At 32.4% G+C, this 21,389-nt stretch carries 23 protein-coding genes; 13 read left to right on the top strand and 10 right to left on the bottom strand.

Translation table 11 applies throughout. From position 1 onward, the window contains the following. Window positions 1-5: 5 nt before the first annotated feature. The 9 genes from alaS to RBR53_05610 all read left to right on the top strand — a co-directional run bounded on the left by alaS (window position 6) and on the right by RBR53_05610 (window position 8,737). Window positions 6-2,639 (top strand): alanine--tRNA ligase, encoded by a 2,634-nt coding sequence (gene alaS / locus RBR53_05570; protein ID MDY0132119.1) that lies wholly within the window; start codon window positions 6-8, stop codon window positions 2,637-2,639. Between the two features lie 140 nt (window positions 2,640-2,779). Continuing rightward, a complete protein-coding gene (locus RBR53_05575; GenBank protein ID MDY0132120.1) occupies window positions 2,780-3,292 on the top strand; it encodes a hypothetical protein in 513 nt (170 codons plus the stop codon). Window positions 3,293-3,399: 107 nt separating this feature from the next. Beyond that, entirely contained in the window at window positions 3,400-3,675 is a 276-nt protein-coding gene (locus RBR53_05580) for a zinc ribbon domain-containing protein (protein ID MDY0132121.1), read from the top strand. 242 nt (window positions 3,676-3,917) lie between these two features. Then, window positions 3,918-4,205: a co-chaperone GroES gene (gene groES, locus RBR53_05585; protein ID MDY0132122.1), complete on the top strand. Its 288-nt coding sequence runs from the start codon at window positions 3,918-3,920 to the stop codon at window positions 4,203-4,205. 78 nt (window positions 4,206-4,283) lie between these two features. Next, on the top strand, window positions 4,284-5,930 hold the full coding sequence (gene groL, locus RBR53_05590) for a chaperonin GroEL (protein MDY0132123.1): 1,647 nt from the start codon (window positions 4,284-4,286) through the stop codon (window positions 5,928-5,930). A gap of 180 nt (window positions 5,931-6,110) precedes the next feature. Beyond that, complete coding sequence (locus RBR53_05595) at window positions 6,111-6,311, top strand: hypothetical protein (GenBank protein ID MDY0132124.1); 201 nt, start codon at window positions 6,111-6,113, stop codon at window positions 6,309-6,311. A gap of 161 nt (window positions 6,312-6,472) precedes the next feature. Next, complete coding sequence (locus RBR53_05600; GenBank protein MDY0132125.1) at window positions 6,473-7,885, top strand: RecQ family ATP-dependent DNA helicase; 1,413 nt, start codon at window positions 6,473-6,475, stop codon at window positions 7,883-7,885. After that, window positions 7,851-8,135, top strand: coding sequence for a hypothetical protein (locus RBR53_05605; protein ID MDY0132126.1), 285 nt, complete (start codon window positions 7,851-7,853; stop codon window positions 8,133-8,135). The genes RBR53_05600 and RBR53_05605 overlap by 35 nt, the downstream gene beginning before the upstream one ends. A 5-nt stretch (window positions 8,136-8,140) precedes the next feature. Further along, window positions 8,141-8,737: a hypothetical protein gene (locus tag RBR53_05610; protein ID MDY0132127.1), complete on the top strand. Its 597-nt coding sequence runs from the start codon at window positions 8,141-8,143 to the stop codon at window positions 8,735-8,737. Here RBR53_05610 and mnmH read toward each other — a convergent pair. Both mnmH and tpx read right to left on the bottom strand, forming a co-directional pair. Further along, complete coding sequence (gene mnmH, locus RBR53_05615) at window positions 8,698-9,762, bottom strand: tRNA 2-selenouridine(34) synthase MnmH (protein ID MDY0132128.1); 1,065 nt, start codon at window positions 9,760-9,762, stop codon at window positions 8,698-8,700. The genes RBR53_05610 and mnmH overlap by 40 nt on opposite strands. A gap of 180 nt (window positions 9,763-9,942) precedes the next feature. Continuing rightward, a complete protein-coding gene (gene tpx / locus RBR53_05620; GenBank protein ID MDY0132129.1) occupies window positions 9,943-10,458 on the bottom strand; it encodes a thiol peroxidase in 516 nt (171 codons plus the stop codon). A gap of 260 nt (window positions 10,459-10,718) precedes the next feature. Between tpx and RBR53_05625 the strand changes: the two genes are divergently transcribed. After that, window positions 10,719-11,105, top strand: coding sequence for a MerR family DNA-binding transcriptional regulator (locus tag RBR53_05625; protein MDY0132130.1), 387 nt, complete (start codon window positions 10,719-10,721; stop codon window positions 11,103-11,105). Window positions 11,106-11,117: 12 nt separating this feature from the next. Continuing rightward, window positions 11,118-12,362, top strand: coding sequence for an acyl-CoA dehydrogenase family protein (locus RBR53_05630; protein MDY0132131.1), 1,245 nt, complete (start codon window positions 11,118-11,120; stop codon window positions 12,360-12,362). 49 nt (window positions 12,363-12,411) lie between these two features. Here RBR53_05630 and RBR53_05635 read toward each other — a convergent pair whose 3' ends face one another. The 4 genes from RBR53_05635 to guaA all read right to left on the bottom strand — a co-directional run bounded on the left by RBR53_05635 (window position 12,412) and on the right by guaA (window position 16,403). Then, window positions 12,412-12,960 carry a hypothetical protein gene (locus RBR53_05635; protein MDY0132132.1) on the bottom strand — a complete coding sequence of 183 codons (549 nt, stop codon included), beginning with the start codon at window positions 12,958-12,960 and terminating at the stop codon, window positions 12,412-12,414. 388 nt (window positions 12,961-13,348) lie between these two features. Further along, on the bottom strand, window positions 13,349-14,110 hold the full coding sequence (locus RBR53_05640; protein MDY0132133.1) for an alpha/beta hydrolase: 762 nt from the start codon (window positions 14,108-14,110) through the stop codon (window positions 13,349-13,351). 4 nt (window positions 14,111-14,114) lie between these two features. Then, window positions 14,115-14,873: a hypothetical protein gene (locus RBR53_05645; GenBank protein ID MDY0132134.1), complete on the bottom strand. Its 759-nt coding sequence runs from the start codon at window positions 14,871-14,873 to the stop codon at window positions 14,115-14,117. Between the two features lie 6 nt (window positions 14,874-14,879). Continuing rightward, complete coding sequence (guaA, locus tag RBR53_05650) at window positions 14,880-16,403, bottom strand: glutamine-hydrolyzing GMP synthase (protein MDY0132135.1); 1,524 nt, start codon at window positions 16,401-16,403, stop codon at window positions 14,880-14,882. Between the two features lie 419 nt (window positions 16,404-16,822). Between guaA and RBR53_05655 the strand changes: the two genes are divergently transcribed. Then, window positions 16,823-17,392 (top strand): recombinase family protein, encoded by a 570-nt coding sequence (locus RBR53_05655; GenBank protein ID MDY0132136.1) that lies wholly within the window; start codon window positions 16,823-16,825, stop codon window positions 17,390-17,392. Here the strand turns inward: RBR53_05655 and RBR53_05660 are convergent. Further along, window positions 17,389-18,603: an aminopeptidase gene (locus tag RBR53_05660; GenBank protein MDY0132137.1), complete on the bottom strand. Its 1,215-nt coding sequence runs from the start codon at window positions 18,601-18,603 to the stop codon at window positions 17,389-17,391. The two genes, RBR53_05655 and RBR53_05660, sit on opposite strands and share 4 nt — an antisense overlap. Continuing rightward, window positions 18,596-18,853: a cytoplasmic protein gene (locus tag RBR53_05665; protein ID MDY0132138.1), complete on the bottom strand. Its 258-nt coding sequence runs from the start codon at window positions 18,851-18,853 to the stop codon at window positions 18,596-18,598. The genes RBR53_05660 and RBR53_05665 overlap by 8 nt, the downstream gene beginning before the upstream one ends. Before the next feature lie 132 nt (window positions 18,854-18,985). On the opposite strand from RBR53_05665, the gene RBR53_05670 reads away from it, so the two are divergent. Further along, a complete protein-coding gene (locus RBR53_05670; protein MDY0132139.1) occupies window positions 18,986-19,894 on the top strand; it encodes an alpha/beta hydrolase in 909 nt (302 codons plus the stop codon). Here RBR53_05670 and RBR53_05675 read toward each other — a convergent pair. After that, a complete protein-coding gene (locus tag RBR53_05675) occupies window positions 19,861-20,529 on the bottom strand; it encodes a methylated-DNA--[protein]-cysteine S-methyltransferase (GenBank protein ID MDY0132140.1) in 669 nt (222 codons plus the stop codon). The genes RBR53_05670 and RBR53_05675 overlap by 34 nt on opposite strands. Continuing rightward, window positions 20,507-21,388, bottom strand: a complete 882-nt coding sequence (locus RBR53_05680; GenBank protein ID MDY0132141.1) for a cation diffusion facilitator family transporter — start codon at window positions 21,386-21,388, stop codon at window positions 20,507-20,509. The genes RBR53_05675 and RBR53_05680 overlap by 23 nt, the downstream gene beginning before the upstream one ends. Window position 21,389: the final 1 nt, after the last annotated feature.

A 21,389-nucleotide genomic window follows, 5' to 3' on the forward strand; every position in this document is an offset into this window, starting at 1 on the left:
ATATAATGATAAGTTCAAAAGAAATAAGAAGAAAGTTTGTTGAATATTTTGAAAAACATAACCATAAGAATATAAGAAGTTCTTCTCTTGTTCCTTCTGATGATCCCACTCTTTTGTTTATAAATGCCGGGATGGTCCAGTTCAAAAGAGTGTTCATGGGCGAAGACAAAAGAGATTATTCAAGGGCAGTAACTTACCAAAAATGTGTTCGTGCGGGAGGAAAGCACAATGATCTTGAAAATGTGGGTTATACTGCAAGGCATCACACTTTCTTTGAAATGCTTGGGAATTTTTCCTTTGGGGATTATTTTAAGGAAGATGCAATAAAATTTGCCTGGGAGCTTTTAACAGAGGGGTATAAACTTCCAAAGGAAAAGCTTCTTATTTCAATTTACGAAGATGATGATGAAGCTTTTGAGATCTGGAATGAAATTATTGGCATTCCAAAGGATAAAATCCATAGAATGGGCGAAGAGGATAATTTCTGGGCAATGGGCGATACAGGCCCTTGCGGTCCTTGTTCTGAAATTCATATAGATAGAGGTTTAGAGTATGGATGCGGCTCTCCTGATTGCAAACTTGGATGTGAATGTGATAGATTTCTTGAACTTTGGAATCTTGTTTTCATGCAGTTTAATAAAGACGAGTCCGGTGCTCTTACTCCTCTGCCAAAACCAAGCATTGATACAGGGATGGGCCTTGAAAGAATAGCTTCTGTAATGCAGGAAACAAAAACAAATTATGAAACAGATCTTTTTATTCCCATAATAAAAAAAGTTGAAGAGTTATCAGGCAAAAAAATAGGGCAGTCAGAACCTGTGGATATTGCAATGAAAGTAATTGCTGATCATAGCAGGGCGGCTTGTTTTCTTATTGGTGACGGAGTTCTTCCATCAAACGAGGGAAGAGGATATGTTTTAAGAAGAATAATGAGAAGAGCCATAAGATATGGAAGACAGCTGGGACTTCACAAGCCTTTTTTGAATGAAACTTCAAAGGTTGTTTTGGAAATGATGAATGATGTTTTTACTGAGCTTAGGGATTCAGGCAGCTTTATTATGAATGTGATTGAAAACGAGGAAAAAAGATTTTCGGAAACCCTTGATTTTGGATTGAAACATCTTGATGAAGCAGTGGCTGAGCTTGAAAAAAACAACAAATCAGAAGTTCCTGGTGATCTTATTTTCAAACTTTACGACACCTATGGATTTCCCCCTGATATAGTCAAGGATATTTTAAAAGATAAAAATTATAGCCTTGATATGGAAGGTTTTGAATCCTGTATGGAAAAGCAAAGGCAGATGTCAAAAAAAGATGTCTTATTTACTTCTGCAATAGATGCTTACAAAGAGCTGGCATCCCAGGGTTTTAAAACTGAATTTGAAGGATATTTTTGTACTGAGTCAAATTCAGAACTTGTAAAGATTGTAAAAGAAGGAAAGGAAACAGACTCAGCTTCAAAAGGTGAAACCATTGACATGGTTTTTAAAAATACCCCGTTTTATGCCCAGGCTGGAGGTCAGGCAGGAGACAGTGGAATTGTAAGAAAACAAGGATTTAAAGGAGAAGTTTTTGATACAATAAACGATCCTTCAGGAATAAGAGTTCACAAGGTCAGGGTGGTTGAGGGTGAAATAAAAAAAGGGGAATCAGTTTCTCTTTTGGTTGACCCAGAAAAAAGAAAAAACACAGCAAGAAACCATACAGCAACTCATCTTCTTCATTCCGCTCTTAAAAATATTTTGGGTGATCATGTAAAACAGGCTGGTTCTCTTGTTTCCCATGACAGGTTAAGGTTTGACTTTGCTCATTTTTCTCCTGTGAGCCCAGGTGAAATTGAAAAAATTGAACAATGGGTAAATTCTAAAATAATAGAAAACTATGAAGTTTCAGTAAATGAGATGTCAATGAATGAGGCTATTAATTCTGGTGCAACAGCTCTTTTTGAAGAAAAATACGGGGAAAGAGTAAGGGTTGTTTCTTTAGATGATGTTAGCATGGAGCTTTGCGGAGGAATTCATACATTAAGATCCGGTGATATTGGTCTTTTTAAAATTTTGTCTGAAACCGGGATTGCTGCCGGAGTAAGAAGAATGGAAGCTCTTACAGGCCAAAAAGCTTTGTTCTATGTTCAGGAGCGTGAAAGACAGCTTGCTGAAGCAGCATCTTTGCTAAAGGAAAGACCTGAAAGTCTTGTTTCAAAGCTTGAAAGGCATTTAAAACATTCAAAAGAAGTTGAAAAAGAAGTTGAAAAGCTAAAGACAAAACTTGCCGAATCAAAATCAGGTAATTTTGAAGAGGAAATAAAAGTTATAAATGGAATAAAAGTTCTTTCAAAGGAAGTGGAAGCAGACAATCAGGGTTCTTTAAGAGATCTTGCAGACAAGCTTAAAAATAAAATTAAATCAGGTATAATTCTTCTTGGTGCAAAATCAGGAGGAAAAGTTATGCTTACAGCAGGAGTTACCAAAGATCTCACTAATAAATTTAATGCAGGTAAATTAGTAAAAGAATGTGCAGCCATTGTGGGTGGAGGCGGTGGAGGAAGGCCTGATATGGCTCAGGCTGGAGGTAGTGATCCTTCAAAGCTTGAAGATGCTTTAAGCCTTATTTATGAACTTGTTGAAAAAAACAATTAAAGTTTTGTTTTTAAAAATTGCGGAATTAATCCACAAAATTGGTTCCGCAAATTTTTTAATTTTCCCAAATTAAATCACTTCTAATTTTATCTATGTCTTTAAATTTTAATTTGTATAAAATCTGAAGGAATTGAAAAATAATGGAAAACCATTTTTTTTCCAAAAAAGAAATTAATCTTTTAAACGGGATTATTTTGAGATCTGAAGAAATGACGGCAGATTTTTATAAAATGTCGGATTCCGATTGGAAAAAACTCAAATATGATTTTAAAACCTTAAAAGAATTAAAACCCCATGAAATAGTTCCAGATGTTTTTGCTCAGGTTGTAAAGTATGATGCAAAGCCCTGGGGCAGTCCTTTTAATTCTTCTGTTTATACTGTTTATAGAGTTTGCATTCAGGATAATACAATTCTTGACAGGGTGAAAAAATTTAATTTATCAATAGAACCGTTTTTAGTTTATATAATAGTTCATGAGCTTATTCATGTTTTAAGATTTTCAAAATATATTAAAAAATTTGAAGCAAATCAGGAAGAAATGTTTAAAGAAGAAAAACTCGTTCATAAGATTACAAAAAACATAATGGAAAAAAATTCAATCCAATATAGGCAACAAATTTTTGATTTTTTTAAAAAACACCTCTTTTTTTAACCCTCTTTTTTTCAAAATTTTTTTTTGCCAGGGCTTGACAACCTGAAAAACCTGACTAATTTTAACATGAATTTGAAAAGAGACCTATTTAAACATGGAGACTTGAGATGCCCATTTATGAGTATGGATGTAAAAATTGCGGTAAAGTTGATGAAGTTATTCATGGTTTTTCCGAAGAAGGTCCGCAAACATGCAGGTTTTGCGGAAAAGGGCCTGTTAAAAAACTTATTTCAAGAAGCAGTTTTCACCTTAAGGGAACCGGTTGGTATGTAACAGATTATGCAGATAAAAAAACTTCTGCAGAAAAAAACAATAGTCCAACCCCAGATTCTGTTCCCGCGGGGAATCTGGCAAATAATCCGGCTTCAGGGCCTGAAGAATAAAAAAATATTTTTTTGACCCTTTACAATTGAAAATTTATGCTTAAATTCCCTCACGTTGGCAGGATGAATTAATGATTGGGCAAAACAGTTTTTTTTCTTCCTTTACAAAAATAAAAATTTAACAAAATAAAAGCCTAAGTCTTTTTTAGTTAAGTTTTTAATTTGTCTCAAGGAAGGGACAGTAAAAGTTTAGTCCAGAAAATAAATAATAATTTAACAGTAAAATACAAGGAGAAGTAAAGATGAACATTAAGCCTCTTCAAGATCGTGTTGTTGTAAAAAGAACGGAAGAGCCCACAAAAACAAAGGGTGGAATTATTATCCCTGACACAGCAAAAGAAAAGCCTTCTGAAGGAGAAGTTGTAGCTGTTGGAAATGGAAGAGTTACCAATGAAGGCAAAATAATACCTATGGAACTTAAAGTAGGAGATAAAGTTTTATTCAGCAAGTACGGCGGACATGAACTTAAGCTTGACGGTGAAGAATATATCATAATGGGTCAGGATGATATCTACGCAGTTGTAGAATAATTCAACCTCCCTGTTGTATTTCAAATATCTACCTTGTTTTATTAATGTTTAACTTTAAAAATTTAATGGAGTGGCCAAATGGCAGCAAAAGAAATTCTATATAGTGAAGAAGCACGTACAAAAATGCTTGACGGTGTTCAAAAACTTGCAGATGCAGTTGCAGTAACACTAGGACCTAAAGGAAGAAATGTAGTAATTGAAAAAGCCTGGGGTTCACCAACAATTACAAAAGACGGTGTTACAGTTGCAAAGGAAATTGATTTAGAAGATAAGTTCGAAAATATGGGAGCCCAGATGGTAAAAGAGGTTTCCAGCAAAACAAGCGACATGGCAGGTGACGGTACAACTACTGCTACAGTTCTTGCAAGAGCAATTTACGAAGAAGGAAGAAAGCTTGTTGTTGCAGGTAACAATCCAATGTCTATTAAAAGAGGGATTGACAAAGCTGTTGCAGTTGTTGTTTCAGAACTTGAAAAACTTAAAACCGACACAAGAGATAGAAAAGAAATTGCTCAGGTGGGTACAATTTCAGCAAATAATGACGAAACCATTGGAAATATCATTGCAGACGCAATGGAAAAAGTAGGAAAAGAAGGCGTTATTACAGTTGAAGAAGGCAAGTCAATGGATACCTATCTTGACGTTGTTGAAGGTATGCAGTTTGACAGAGGTTATCTTTCTCCGTACTTTGTAACAGATTCTGAAAAAATGGTAGTTGAAGTTTCAGATCCTCTTATTCTTTTAAGTGAAAATAAAGTTGCTTCAATGAAAGACCTTATCCCTGTTCTTGAAAGTGTTGCAAAAATGGGTAAGCCTCTTTTAATAATTGCAGAAGATATTGAAGGCGAAGCTCTTGCAACTCTTGTTGTAAACAGACTTAGAGGCACACTTAATGTATCAGCCGTAAAAGCTCCTGGTTTTGGTGACAGAAGAAAAGCAATGCTTCAGGATATTGCTGTTCTTACAGGTGGACAGGTTGTTTCAGATGATATGGGACTTAAGCTTGAAAATGTTCAGATTTCAGATCTTGGTCAGGCAAAAAGCATAACAATTGACAAAGACAATACTACAATTGTTGGCGGAGGCGGTGCAAGAAGTGAGCTTGAAGCAAGAGTTAAGCAGCTTAAAGCTGAAATAGAAGATACTTCTTCAGATTATGACAGAGAAAAACTTCAGGAGCGTCTTGCAAAGCTTGTAGGCGGTGTTGCAGTTATTAACGTAGGTGCAGCTACAGAAACTGAAATGAAGGAAAAGAAAGCAAGAGTTGAAGATGCTCTTAATGCTACACGTGCAGCAGTTGAAGAAGGTATAGTTGCTGGAGGTGGAGTTGCTCTTATCAGATGTCTTAAAGCAATTGAAGAGCTTCAAATTGATGATGAAGAAGAAAAAGCAGGAGTTAAGGTAATTCTTCAGGCAATTCAGGCTCCTTTGAAAAAAATTGCTGACAACGCAGGTGTTGAAGGTTCTGTTGTAGTAGAAAAAGTTAAAGAAAATTCAGGTAACTATGGTTATAACGCAGCAAAAGGTGTATACGAAGACCTTATTGAAGCCGGAGTAATCGATCCTAAAAAAGTTGTAAGATTTGCAATCCAGAATGCTGCATCAGTAGCATCTCTAATGCTTACAACTGAAGCAATGATTGCTGAAATTCCTGAAGAAAATCCAGGCGGCGGAATGGGTGCAGGAGGAATGGGCGGTATGGGAGGAATGGGCGGAATGATGTAGTTTCTGCTTAAAAATCCCATTTAATATATTAAAAGAGCTCTTAATTATTTAAGAGCTCTTTTTGTTTGTGGGCAATCACTAATTTAAATCTCTAAAAAAGTTATAAAAAAATCTTTTTGATTGAACTTTTTACTTATTTGATTAACAAAGTTATAAACTCAATCATTTAAAAGAGAAATTATGGATGAATTAGAGGAAAAATTTAAAAATATTCTTACCATAGATTTTGAAGCTGTTCCTGGAAAAGAAATTTATGAAATAGGGGCTGTGTTTAAAGGAAAAAAATTCAGATCAGGTAAAATAAAAAATATAAAAAAATATTTGATGAACTTGATGCTTTTTCATCAGGTGCTGATTATATTCTTGGGCATAATATTATAAACCACGATCTTTTAATTGCAGAAGATCTTTGTCCTGAAGCTTCTTTTTTAAAGCTTCCAGTAATTGACACACTTTTTTTATCTCCCCTGGCCTTTCCTGAAAATCCCTATCACAAACTTGTAAAAGACTATAAAATTGTAAGAACAGGTAAAAGTGATCCTGTGGAAGATTCTTTATTGTCTTTTTCAATTTTTCAAGATCAGATAAATGCTTTTTGTTTAAAGAAAAAAACAAATCCAAAGCTTTTGTCATTTTATTCATTTGCTTTTAAAGATGTTTTAATAAGAGGAAATGAAAATAGTTTTAAGGGTATTTTTGATTTGTTTTCAAGTATGGCTCCGGAAGTTGTAAATGAAATAAAGGCAATAGAAATTTTTAAAAGTCTTTCCCATGGAAAAATTTGTGTTAATGGGTTGGAAAAAATAGAAGAAAATTATTTTTACAATAAAATTAAAAAACCCATTCTTTCATATCTCCTTTCATGGATTCTTGTATCAGGGGGAAATTCTGTTCTTCCTTCCTGGGTAAAATTTGAGTTTCCAGAAATTGCAGAATTAATAAGAACTTTAAGGTTTTATTGTGGTAATGAGAATTGCTCTTATTGTAAAGAAAATAATAATTCTAAAAAATTACTTAAAAAATATTTTGGATTTGGAAGTTATAGAACTCTTTCTGACAAAAGAGAGCTTCAAAAACAAATAGTTGATGCAAATTTAGAAGAAATCTCTATCCTTGGAATCCTCCCCACCGGAGGAGGGAAATCTATCTGCTATCAGATTCCGGCCCTTCACAGGTTTGAAAGGCTTGGAGATCTGACAATTGTAATTTCTCCTTTAAAAGCTCTTATGAAAGATCAGGTTGATAATTTAAACAAAAACACCAATACAGTTTGTGCCGATACAATAAACGGAAGCCTTACTCTGCCAGAGCGAGGTGCTGTAATGGAAAGGGTAAGACTTGGTTATTCAGGACTTTTATATATTTCCCCTGAACAGCTTAGAAATAAAAGCATTGTGTCACTTCTTGAATCAAGAGATATTGGATGTTTTGTTTTTGATGAAGCCCATTGTATTTCAAAATGGGGACATGATTTCAGACCTGATTACCTTTATGTTTCAGAATTTATAAATAAATACTGTACAAAAATGAATAGAAACCCTTTTGTCTGTGCCTATACTGCCACTGCAAAAATGGATGTGGTAGAAGAGATAAAATCACATTTCATGGAAGCTCTTGGAATTGATATTCAAGTATTTGCAGGAGGTGTAGCAAGGGAGAATCTATTATATTCTGTGTGGCCTGTGAATTCATCAGTTAAAAATGATATAATATTTAGTATTCTCAATGATAAGCTTAAAGAAAATGGCGGTGCTGGAATAGTTTATTGTTTAACTCGTAAAGGGACAGAATTTTTAAGCTCATTTTTAAATTCAAAGGGACTTGAATCTCAACATTTTCATGCAGGTCTTTTAGAACCTCAAAAAAGAAATATCCAAGATGATTTTATAGATGGTAAAATTCCAGCTATTTGTGCAACCAATGCTTTTGGTATGGGAATTTCAGATATTTTTTGACTATATTGAAAAAAATATTGAAAAAAGTATTTTACCTTCACAAATTAAAAAGGATTTTTTAAAATTATTTGAAAATGAAAATATCTGGACAAAGCAGATTTTTGAGCTCCTTGATATTTGGGAGGGAATTACAGGTGAAATTGCTGTTTCAGTTTTAGAGCTTAAAAAGTTTTTTTTGAAGCTTTTGCAGAGGAAAAAAGAGATCCAAAAACTGGAAATGGAGTTTTTCTTGGAACTGTTCACAGTGTAAAAGGGATGGAATTTAAATATGTTTTCATAACCGACGGAGGTTGGGACAGGTTAAATTTTTCGGAAATTGAAGATGAAACAAGGCTTTATTATGTTGGAATAACAAGGGTAAAAAAAGGATTGTTTCTTTATAGTTTAAAAGGGCAGAAAAATCCCCATACAAAAAAGTTTCATAAATTTCCATATATTTATGAAAAAATGGCAAAAAATTCAAAAATTAAAGGTTACAAGTCAGGAGTTAAAGTATCTATAATTGGGATGAAAGATCTTTTTATAAGTTATGGTGGATATTTTCATAAAAATCATGAAATTCATTCTAATTTAAAAAATTTAAATCCAAAAGATAGAGTCTATTTAGAATTTGAAAACTTAAAATATGGGAAAGTAATTGTTTTAAAAGATAAAAATCAAAATAAAATTGGAAGACTTTCTAATCATGGAATAAATAGATGGAAAAGTGTTTTAGAAAAAGAGGCTAAGCCTGTTGGAAGGGTGCTTGCAATTATTCAAAGACAAAAAGAAGACGATGAAGATATTGAAAGAAGAAAAAACATTAAGGCAAATCAATGGGAGCTTCCTATTATAGAAGTTTTACATGAATAAAAGTTTAAAATAATTTCAGCGTTTTTAAGGGGATCGTCTTTTTCAAGATTTATTGTTGAATTGTTTTCATGGTAATCAATTTTTTTCATATAGTAGGAGTAACCCTTGTCATAATAAGTTAAAAGTATTTTTATGGTTTCCTCAATTTCATTGTTATAAAGATGAAAAATAGCTTTTTTTAAATTTTCAGGGCCAAGTTTTTTTTGAACTTTTTTTATTCTTTCTTCTAAAAAGGCCTGGTTAAATTGTCCATATTCCTTTTTAATTCTGTTTATTCGCTCTTTTGCTGGAAGTTCAATATTTATCAAAGGAGCATTTTTCATATTGTTTCTTATCTCCAATGGAATAAAAAGATTACCTATTCCAGGACTTTCATTTTCAACCCATATAGGCATTTCAAAATTAAAATTAATAATTTTATAAAAAATATTATTTTCAAACTGCTGGGGTGAAGGTTGCTTTTTTTGGCCTAAATCACCAAAAGCAGATCCTTTGTGGCAGGCAAGTTTTTCCAGATCAAGAACCTGTTCTCCTTTTTTTGCAAGTTCTGCCAAAATTTTTGTTTTTCCAGTGCCTGTTTTTCCGTTGAGAAGAATAAACTTCATTTTTTTACCAAGGGTATCAAGGACAAACTTACGAAAACCCTTATAACCAGAGTCAAGTCTTGTAACCTTAAAGCTTGATGTATGAAGCAGCCACCCAAAAGATTCGCTTCTTAGCCCTCCTCTATGACAATAAACAAAAATTTCTTGGTCCTGGTCTTTTGAAGTAAGTTCATAAATTTGACTGACAAAGGAATAAAGCTTTGGCTGAACATATAAAAGCCCTTTTAATACAGCTTCTTTTTTTCCTGTAGTTTTGTATATTGTTCCAATATCTTTTCTTTCTTCATTGGAAAAAAGAGGAATATTTATTGAGTTTGGGATATGTCCTTTGGAATATTCTATGGGAGATCTAACATCTATTATGAGTTTATTTTCAGACTTTTTGATAAACTCATCTGGTTTTAAAGAATTCAATGTCATTTAAAAAACTGCCTTCAAAAATTTAATTCAGGTGAATATATATTGAACAAAATCTCTTTGGTCAAGGTGTGATTTTTGAATAAGGATTTGTTTTTATCATTAGGGAACAAAAAAGTTTAAAAATATAAGTTAAGTTTGAAAACTGCCTGCTTTATAAGGTTATAAAACAGGCAATTTATTTTAAATTAGTTTTTTTACAGATTGGATTATCTGGTTGTAGTCAGGTTCTTTAGTTACTTCATCAAGGATTACCATGTTTTGAATAATTCTATGTTTATCAAGAACAAAAACAGCTCTTGCTAAAAGCCTGAGTTCTTTTATAAGAACTCCAAAAGCCATTCCAAAAGAAGCTTCCTTATGATCGGAGAGAGTGATGACTTTGTCAATATTGTTGGCTCCGCACCATCTTTTCTGGGCAAATGGAAGATCCATACTGATTGTAAGAATTTTTATATCATTATTAAGTTTTCCAGCTTCAGAATTAAATCTTTGTGTTTCAATATCGCAAACAGGTGTGTCAAGTGATGGCACTGCTGATATGACAAGAACTTTTTCCTTAAAATCACTTAAAGATACATTGTTCATTTCATTGCCCGTAACATTGAACTCTGGAGCTTTTTCGCCAATTTTAAGTTCCGGGCCAATAAGTGTAAGCGGATTTCCTTCTATTGCTGTTAAACCGGTTCTTTCCTGCATATTTTGCTCCTTAGGTTTATGTTGTCAGTGAATAATAAGTTAATACTTTAATGATTAAGGTCAACATTAAAAATTATTTAAAATCGAGTTGGTTTTTTTGTGGCAGATAAGCAAGTCAGGAGTTTTAGCTTTTTTTACACGGCTGATAAAAGCTTTTGTATTTTATTTTTTTATAATTTTTCTAAATTTTTTTCTTATTTTTTATTGATATAAAATAATAAAACAGTTAAGTTAAACTTAACTTTAAGTTTGAGGTGGAAATGAAAAAGAAAAAATATTCAATTTCAGAATTGGCCTCAGAATTGGAAATCAGCCCTTCATCCATAAGATTTTATGAAGAAAAAGGAATTATAAGTCCTGAAAGAACAAAAGGAAATCAAAGGATTTATTCCTTAAAGGACAGGGCAAGACTTAAGCTTGTGTTAAGAGGCAAAAGGTTTGGATTTTCACTTTCTGAAATTTCAGAGATGATAGGTTTTGCAGATTCAGAGCCTGAAGAAAAAAAGCAGATTCAACGCTCTCTGGAATATGCTGAAAAAAAATTAAAAGAGATTAGCCAAAGAAAAGATGAACTTGAGCTGGTTGAAAAAGATCTTTTGGAAATGAGGGATAAGTTTATAAAAAGACTGGCAAACTTAGAAAATTAAAAGGAGAAATCCATGTTTGACTATTTGATGAGTCCGGAAGCACTAAAGTTAAGGGATGAAGTAAGGGCTTTTGTAAAATCTGTTCCAAGAGAAATGTTAAATGAAATGGATCAGGAAAAGATTCGCTTTCCAAAAGAATTTTTAAAAGAAGCTGGAAAAAGAAATCTTTTTGGATGTCGCTATCCTGTGAAATGGGGAGGACGAGGGCTTGATTGGGTCACTACAGGAGTTGTAATGGAAGAGGTGGGAGTGTTGGGCTATATAATGGCTTGCACCTTTGGTGTTGGAGCTGAGCTTGTATGTGACGCCATAGTTTCTCATGGAACTGATTTTCAAAAAGAAAAATATGTAAAGCCTTTGTTAAAAGGAGAAATCTTTGCAGCTGAATGTCTTACCGAACCAAGAGGAGGTTCTGATTTTTTTGGAACTACATCCACAGCAGAAGATAAGGGAGATTATTTTTTGTTAAACGGGCAAAAGAGATTTATAGTTGGGGGAGAAGGAGCTGATTATTTTCTTGTTTATGCAAAAACAGATCCTGATGCAAAGCCTCATAAATCACTGACCTGCTTAATTGTTGATAGGACAGAAGGTGTAAATGTTGAATATCTTTATGGTCTTATGGGATGCAGGGGAGGAGGAACTGCAAGAATTGTTTTTAAGGATGTAAAGGTTCCAAAGGAAAATATTGTAGGTGAAGTAAACAATGTTTTACCCGTGTTTAATACTATGATGATACCTGAAAGACTTGGAACTGCAGCCATGACCATCGGAGCTGCAAGGCCAGCTTTAGAGATTGCAACAAGATACACCACAAGAAGAAAAGCCTTTGGAAAGGAAATAGCCAGGTTTCAGGGAGTAAGCTTTCAAATGGCTGAAGCTGCCATGAAACTTGATGCTTCAAGGTCATTTATTTATACAGTTGCTTCAGCAGTAGATGCTGGAATTGAACAGGGCAGAATAAGAAGACTTGTTTCAGAAGCCAAAAAATTTGTTACTGAGTCCTGCCAGGAAGTTGTTCATAAATCAATGCAGGTAATGGGAGGAATTGGTTATACTAATATTTATCCCGTTGAAAAAATTTACAGGGATATCAGGCTTTCAACAATTTGGACCGGTTCAAATGAAGTGATGTCCATGATTATTGCCCATGAATGGTATAAAGAATTAATGAAACAGGTGGAGGATAGAACAGTAAGAGATTGTGAGTTTGACTGTGAAGAAGCCCATGCTGATAATGAAAAAATTTATGAGTAAAGGTTTGTTTCTTGTCTGGTTTTTTTATTGTAAAACCAGACAATGTTTTTTAATTGGTAGTTTTTTGCAGATCAACAATCTTTTTTTTAACTTTTTCAAGCTCCAAATAAATTTTGGCTGAGTCAGGGTTTGATTTAATAGTTTCTTTTTTAAGTTTTTCCTCAAGCTCACTTTGAAGGGTGCGAATTTTATCATCAGTCAGAGTTGCCTGTTTTGCTTTATAAAATTTATGGGATTCCTCTTTATATTCAGCCATAAATTTGTTTTTCTCTTCTTGGGCCAGCTCTTTGTTTTTAATTTTTTCTTCAAGACTGGTTAGTTTTTCAATATCAACATTGTAAAGTTCAGCATTTTCCCCCCAGGTTTTGGTTACTATTTCACTGATTTCTTTAATTTGAGACTGAAGTTTTGGGCTTTTGTCAATAATTGGTTTTTGAATTTCCTGGATCTGCTGGTGGAGTGTTTTGTATTCTTGAAAAAACTTAAGGGTACTTTGTCTGTCAATTGAATTATTGGTTTCTGAAAATCCGGGAACAGAAAAAAAACCGGTTAAACAAATAAAAATCAGTATAACTTTTTTGAATTGGCTGATTAGCATAAATCTCCTTTTCTAACCATTGTTAATATAATTTTGCTAACCTAGCATAAGATAAAATCAATGTGAAGAAAGGTTTTAGCAGAAATTTATCTGTTTGGAAGTAATAAAGGGGTTTGTCAAGTATTCTTGTTTCAACATTGTATTTGGGTTAATTTGTTTTTTTATTGTAAAAAAAAGCAAGGTCTGGCTATGCAAGTTTAAACAAAGCCTTTTTAATTTTTTTTTGTTAAGTCTTGAAGTATTTGGATTTACTTTTGTACTATTTTGCCTTTTTTCTTAAAAAAGAATAATTCCACATTCAACAGAAAGATTAATTGTAATTAAAGTGCAATCAACTTGCTTTTTTTAATTTAATAGGATTCATCTTTATTATTTAAAAAAAATATTGTTAGAATAGCAGATTAACTATAGAAGCAAAATATTCATTAAGACCTAATGAAAAAATTGTGTTGTGGCCTGCACCCGGGATTTTTACAAGTTTTTTGTTTTCTGCACCTGAATTTTCAAATAGTTTTCTACCTTCTGAAAAAGGTATGATTTCATCAAACTCTCCATGAATTATCAGTACTGGATTTTTAAAAGATGAAACTTTTTGTTCATGGTTTAAGGGGTCATCGAAATTTTCATATTTTTCATTGTAAAAACCAAGATTCCTCAATAGTTTTTTAAAACTAAAAAACCCCGATTCAATTATAAGAGCATCAAAATAATCTTTGGAATATCCAAGTTCAATAGCTGAAGCTGAACCAAGGGACCTGCCCATTACAGCAAATTTACCCGTAAAATTATTTTCTTTTCTGTATTCATGGACAAAATCGCCAATTTTACCTGCGTCTGAAATCATTGAAGAAAGAGTTGGAGTACCATTGGAAAATCCATATCCTCTGTAATCAACAGGCATAAAGTTTATATTTTGCTGGGCAAAAACTAATCCAAGCTCGTCATAGTCATTTACAATTTCGCCGTTTCCATGGAAATAGAGAATAAATGGAGCTTCTTTTGAAGCTTCAAATAAAGAGGCTCCTATTATTATATTTTCATCTACATTGATTTTAATTCTTTTTACATCTGAAGAATCAGGGCTTGCCTTTGATGGATGAAAAACATAGGAGTTAATTTCCGGGGTATCAAATTTTTTTAAAAGATCCATTTTATTATTCTATGTCCTTTTCAATAAGATTTTTTTCAGAAAAACCTGAGTGTTCAAAGTTTTTAGTTTCCAAAAATTTTTCCATCTGGTCAAGTCGTTCTTCAATTATTCGTTCTTTAATTTCTCTTTTTTTAATTTCTTTATAAATATTTTCTATTTGTTCCAAAGCATTATTTGAATTAATCTTGGTTTTTAATAACTCTATTTCCTTGGAAAGAGAGACAGCTGTTTTTGAAAATTCAGCTGTTTTTGAACTTAAAGCTTTGATTGAATTTTGAGTTTCCAAAAGGGTTTTTGAAATTGATTTTATTTCACTTGAATTTTTATCACCAGCGTTTTTGATATTTGAAACAGAGCCTGAAATAGAATTAATTAAAAGGGAGTTCTTGTTTATTTTATCTAAACCTGGATTTAATTGTTTTTCTATTCCAGAGTCAAGTTTGGAAATTTTTTTATCCAAACTTAAAATATCCTGGGAAAAAGTTTTTATTTTATCTTCAAAATCTGTAATTTTACTTTCAATTTTTTCTGTTTTTGAGGCATTTTTAAAAATTGTATTTTCAAATTCTGAAGACATCCTGGTCAGACTTTTTTCTTTGTTTGAGTTTAGCTCATTTATTGAGTTTTTAAGTTCAGCATACCCAAAAAAGCCTATGGCAACCAGAACTACAGGTATTAATACAGAGACAACAACAAGAGAAAACCCAAGTCTTTCAGTTTTTTCTTCAAGAAGTTTTGTTTCAAAGGAGTTGTCCATATTCATTTGAAATTATTCCCATTCTATTGTTGCAGGGGGTTTGGAGCTTATATCGTAGGCAACTCTATTAATTCCCCTTACTTCGTTTATTATTCTGTTTGAAACCTTTCCAAGAAATTCATATGGAAGTTTAGCCCAGTCTGCTGTCATTGCGTCTTTACTTTCAACAGCCCTTATCACAGCAGTGTTTTCATAGGTTCTTTTGTCTCCCATCACACCTACTGTTTTTATGGGAAGAAGAACAACAAATGCCTGCCAAAGGGATTTGTAAAGACCTGCTTTTTTTACTTCTTCCCTTAAAATTGCGTCTGCTTCTCTTAAAATGTCAAGACGTTTTTTTGTAATTTTTCCAAGAATTCTTATTGAAAGACCAGGTCCTGGAAAAGGCTGTCTCCAGACTATTTCATCTGTAAGTCCAAGGGATTTTCCAAGTTCTCTTACCTCGTCTTTAAACAAATATTGTAAAGGTTCTAAAAGATCCAGCTCCATTTTTTCAGGAAGACCTCCAACGTTATGGTGAGATTTTATTACAGAAGATGGTCCTCCAAATGCTGACTTTGATTCTATTACATCTGGATATAATGTTCCCTGGGCAAGAAAAGAGGCTCCTTCAATTTTTTTTGCACTTTCTTCAAATACATCTATAAAAAGATTTCCAATTATTTTTCTTTTAAGTTCAGGGTCTGTAACTCCTTCTAATGCTGTTAAAAATCTTTCAGAGGCATCAATAAACTCTATGTTTACATTTAAATGTCCATGAAGAGTTTTTTCAAGGAGAAGTCTTTCGTCTTTTCTTAAAAGCCCATTGTCAACAAAAATGCAATTCAAATTGTCTTTAATCGCCCTGTGAATAAGAACTGCAGCAACAGAAGAGTCAACCCCTCCGCTTAAGCCAAGAATTACTTTTTTGTCTTTAACTGAATCTTTTATTTCCCTGATTGATGATTCTGCAAATGAATCCATTGTCCAGTCTCTTTTGCATCCACAGGTGGAAATGAAGTTGTCTATCATTTTGGAACCTTCAACAGAGTGGACAACTTCAGGGTGGAATTGGAATGCAAAAAAAGATTTGTCCTGGTTTTCCATTGCAGCAATTTCTGTATTTTCTGTGGAACCTGAAATTTCAAATCCACTTGGAAGTTTTGTTACTGAATCTCCATGGCTCATCCATACTGTGCTGTCAATTATATTTTTAAAAAGGCCGTTTTTAATTTTTATATCTATTTTAGAAAATCCATATTCACTTTTATCTGATTTTTCAACACTTCCTCCAAGAATTTCTGCCATAAGATGCATTCCATAGCAGATTCCAAGCACAGGAATTCCTAAGTTAAATACCTCAGGATCGCATTTTGGGGCATTTGAATCATAAAAGCTTGCAGGACTTCCTGAGAGAATAATTCCCTCGGGGTTTGCTTTTTTTATTTGATCCATTGAAAAACCCGGTGGCTCAATAATACAGTATACATTATGCTCCCTTACCCTTCTTGCTATAAGCTGGGTGAATTGAGAACCGAAATCTATTATTAAAATCATTGGTTAGACCTTTCTTTTTATTTGAGATAATCAACAAAAATTTATTTATTTTTTTGGAGTATCCAGGTTTTTTTGACAAGAAGATTTTTATCAGGTTGATTAGTTAAATCAAGTCAGTACTTTTTCCGATAAAAAGTCTTAAATTGCAAGGATAAACAATAGCAAAAGGATAAAGATTAATAATGTTTGACACCTTTTTGACGAGTGATATACTAATTTATATTATATCGACAATCCACTAAAACAAAATTTTTCTCCCAAATGAATTGGTTTTTTAGCTTTAATTAAATTGAGCTTGTTTTTTGTTTAATATACAAAGTTTGTTATTTTGTTATTTTGTTATATTGACGATCTCAATTTCTGAGTTTGCAGTTTTAATAAATTTCCTAAAAAATTGTTTCAAGGGGTAAGGGGTGTAAATGAACGAATTTTTAAAACAATTAAGAAGCCAGCAAAAGGACAAATATCCAGGTTCATACAGATCTCCCATGGATAATAAAAGGCCCTATCCTCATCCAGACAGGCGAAGCAAAGGGGGAGATAGAAGACAGCCCCATTCAAAATCTGACTTAGACTTGATTTTGAATGAATTTGCCAAACTTATTCCAGAATTAATGGTTGTGATGAGTAGAATAACCGAGACCAATGAAAAGATTGTGGACGCCCTGGATCATAAGATAGAAATTGAGGAAGAAAGAAATTTAATTTTTGGATCTTTAGCTCGCTCCATTGAACTTCTTGCTGAAAAAGGTGGAAGTTTTATTGATGCTTCAAATTCAGAATCAGTCAAAATAAAAAAAGCTTCTAAAGAGCAAAAGAACAAAGTTTTAGACCTTATTGTTTCTCTAAGGGAAGATAAGAGCACATATGAGGAGATTGCAGATTATCTTGAAGCCCAAGGGATTCCAACTTTTTCAAACAAAGGCCGCTGGCATGCCCAGACAATTCACAGGCTTTATCAACAAAGAAAATCAGAGCTTGACTCTTAAACCATAAATTTTCCGTTTTTGTAAATTATTTTTTCTTTACCTGATTTTAAAAGGGCTGTAACAGTTTTTTTCTCTGTATTTACAATGTCCCAATGAATTGAAGACTCATTAAAGCCAAGTTCTTTTTTAAGGTTTTTATCAAGCTTTTCAAGATCTTTTGAAAAACTGTCCGAATATGAGTTTCCAAGAGCTATGTGAACATTACCAAAATCTCCTCCATAGTTTTCATCATAAAGAGTATTTGCCATAAAGGTGTTGATTTTTGAAAATTTTTTATCAGTCATGGAAAATTCTCCCAGTCTTTTTGCACCTTCATCTGTTTCAATGGTTTTCAGTAGATAGTTTTCTCCTTTATTAGCACTTGCTGAAACTATTTCGCCATTTTTAAACTCCAGTTTTATATCTTCAACAAGATTTCCGTTTCTAAATGAGGGCTGGTTAGCATAATATTTTCCTGAAGTGAATCTGCAATCAGGGGTTATAAATATTTCAAAGCTTGGAATGTTTCTTCCTGAAAGTCCAAGCCATTTTCTTTTTTCTCCCTGTTTTACATAAAGGTCTGTATTTTCAGATTTAATATGGAAATAATCTATTTCAAGCTGAAGAAGTTTGTTTTTAGTTTTTTCTATTTGTTCTGCTGTTTTTTCCCAGGTTTTTATAGGATTTTTTTCTCCAAGAAAACAGGCTTTGGATACTAATTGTGCATATTCACTAAGTTTTTTTCCAGCAGCATCAGCAAGTGTTTTTGTAGGATAGATGCATAATGTCCAGGAATAATCTCCCAACTTTTCCCTTTCATTTAAAATACTTCTTAAATTTTTTCTTGATTTTGAAAACTCTGAAAGGTTTGTAAAGTCAACATCTTTTAGGTGGTTTAAAGAAAGCGGGGCAATAATAGTTATAGATCCGGAGATGTTTTTTAAATATTTATCATATCCAGGTTTGATTGAACAAATTTGATCAAGGTTTGCGTTTTTGAAAAAATACTTTTCAAGATCCGGGTTTTTTAAAAGATTAAGATCTGGGTTAAAACCTTGCAAAAGAAGTTTTTGATAAATTTTTTCTGCAAGGGCTGCGGCCTCATGGTCGTATTTTATTTGAACAAAAGAATTTTTTTCCAAAGCTTTTTTCTTTGCTCTTTTAAGCCCCCAGATCATTATATCTGCATAGTTTTCAAGCTCAGCTTCAGAAAATATGTTTTTATTATTCATGGGTTCCGTCTTTAAGAAAATATTTATGGTATTCGTCTTCTTCAATATGATTTTTTAAAAGAGTAAAAATCAAATCATGGAGGTATTCAAGCTCTTTATCTTCAAGCTTTGGGAGAAGGAGCTTCATAAAATTATCTTCTGAAAGTTTTTGAAGATAATAATGAATTGCTTCTTCATTTTGTTTTCTTGAGAGTCCAAAGGCTGGATCACCGTAATTTTTTGCAAATTCGTAGGAATGTTTTTCTTCCAATTTAATTATCTTTCTATTATTGGTGAGTATTTGATTAACAATTTAAAGCAAATTTAATTATAAATTATAATTGATGATGAAATTATCAGAAAATCATTTTTAGGCAATAGAAACTTTATTTGGAAATTAAAAATGGAAGATTGGGAAATAAGTATTAAAGATTATTTTAAGGGGTATGATTCTAAAAAAATAAGATACGGAGTTTTTGGAAAAAAAGACTATTCTAAAGTAATTGTTATTTTACAGGGCAGAGCTGAGTATTTTGAAAAGTATCATCATATTGTAAGGCATTTTGTTGAAAAAGGCTTTCTTGCCGTTTTAATGGATTGGAGAGGGCAGGGAGGTTCTTGTCGTGAGCTTTTAGACAAAGATAAAGGCCATGTAAATGATTTTTTGGATTATCAAAAGGATTTGTCTTTTTTTTTAAAAAAGATTTCAAACTTTATTAAACCTGGAGATCAAGTATATGGGTTGTCACATTCAATGGGTTCCCATAATTTGATGAGGTATTTGATAGAAAATAAAAACAGCATTTTTAAAAAAATTGTTTTTTCTTCTCCCATGGTTGAGATAAGGACTTTTCCACTTTCTCAAAGTCTTGCTAAACTTTATGTAAATACATTTGTAAAATCAGGATTAGGTGATTCATATTTAGTTGGTACAGGTAAATACAAGGAAATTAAATTTAAAAACAACAACCTTACTTCAAACAAAAGAAAGTTTTTTGAAAATATTTTTTACCTGAGAAAAAACAAAGACCATGCCATTGGAGGACCAACAAACTCATGGGTTTTCAATGCCTTTTTATCAATGGATTATCTTAAAAAAAATATTTCAAAAATTGATCCTGAAGTTAAAACAAAAATTATTTATGGCTCTAAAGAAAGTGTTGTGAAAATTGAAGTTTTAAAAAAAATCTCAAAATTTATGAGTGAGCCTTCTCTTGAAATAAAAAATGCAAGACATGAGCTTATGATGGAAAGCCCGGAGCTTTTAGAGATTTTTTTTCAGTCTGTGGATAAGTTTTTTGGAATTAAATGATTATTTTCTCTTAAAATATAAATTATTTTTCTTTCTATTCCTCCTGAATAAAAACCAAGGGTTAAATTTGATTTTATAACTCTATGGCAGGGAATTAAAAAAGGAATTGGATTTTTTTTCATTGCTGTTCCAACAGCTCTGTGGGCATTTGAAAAACCAGCTTTTTTTCCAAGTTTTTTGTATGAAATAAGCTCTCCAGAATTTGTTTGAGATAAGGCTGTTAAAATTTTAATGAAAAAATCACTTCCCTTAATCCCTGTTTTTATTGAGACTTTTTTTTGTGAGTAAAAGATTTTTTCAAAAAACTTTTCACAATAAATTTTTGATTCTAAAAGTTTTGAGTCAGGAAAATTTTCAAATATATATGAATTGTTATTTTTGGTTTTGTCAAAATCAATTGCTAAAACCTTTGATTTATCAGCAAATATTCTTATTTTTCCAAAACTTGAATTAAAACTATAAAAAAATATTTCAACAGGATTTTTTTCAATTTTTTCAACTAAAGCCTTTGGCTGAGCTGATTTAAGGTTTAAAAAGTTTTTTAAAACTTTATCAGCTGAAATTATTTCTAAAGACTTTGGTTTAATAGAATTTATTTTAGTGTTTATAAGCTTACTTTCTATTTGGTTCAACATGGATAATTATATCCTCAATATCCGGGTTTTTTTTCATAATCTGTTCTTTTACAGACTTTGCTATTTCATGGCCTTGTCTTACACTTATATCTCCGTTTACAATAAGGTTTAAGTCTGCAAAAACTTTCATTCCATTATATCTTGTTCTTAAGTTTTCAGCTCTTATTACTTGGTCAGTTTTTTCAGCAGTTTTTATTATTGATTTACATTTATCTTCTGAGGCTCCTTTTCCTAAAATTTCCTCTAGTCCCGGCCAGAGAATTTTTATTGCAGCTTGAAAAATAAAAACAGAAACAATTAATGCTCCTCCAAGATCAAGATATTTGATTTGTGGAAAAAGAATAGCACCTGCCACTGCAAAAGAAGCAGGGATCGAGCTTAAAGCATCTAGTCTGTGATGCCAGGCATTTGCTATAAGAGCAGGGCTTTTTATTTTTTGTCCATATTTATTTGTAATTTTGTATAAAATTTCTTTAACAATAATGGAAATAAGTGCTGCATAAAGAGCAATGGCTCCTGGCACTGAAGTTTTTACTTTCCCAAAATTTTTAAATGCATCATATCCAATTGCCAGGGCTGCACCAATTAATACAAATCCAAGTATAAGAGTGGTTATTGTTTCAAATCTTCTATGGCCGTAAGGGTGTTTTGCATCAGGAGGTTTTGTCCAGAAAAACACTCCTACCATTATAATTATGTCTGTGATTGAATCGCTGAGGCTGTGAACTGAGTCTGCAATTAAAGTCTTGCTGCCTCCGTAGTATCCGGCAAAAAATTTTAAGGCGGACAATAAAATATTTATGATAAAACCCAGACCCAAAATCAGTTGGGTTTTTTTAAATTCTTTGTTAAATCTCATA

The organism is Desulforegulaceae bacterium, assembly GCA_034006035.1.
Lineage (GTDB): Bacteria > Desulfobacterota > Desulfobacteria > Desulfobacterales > JACKCP01 > JACKCP01.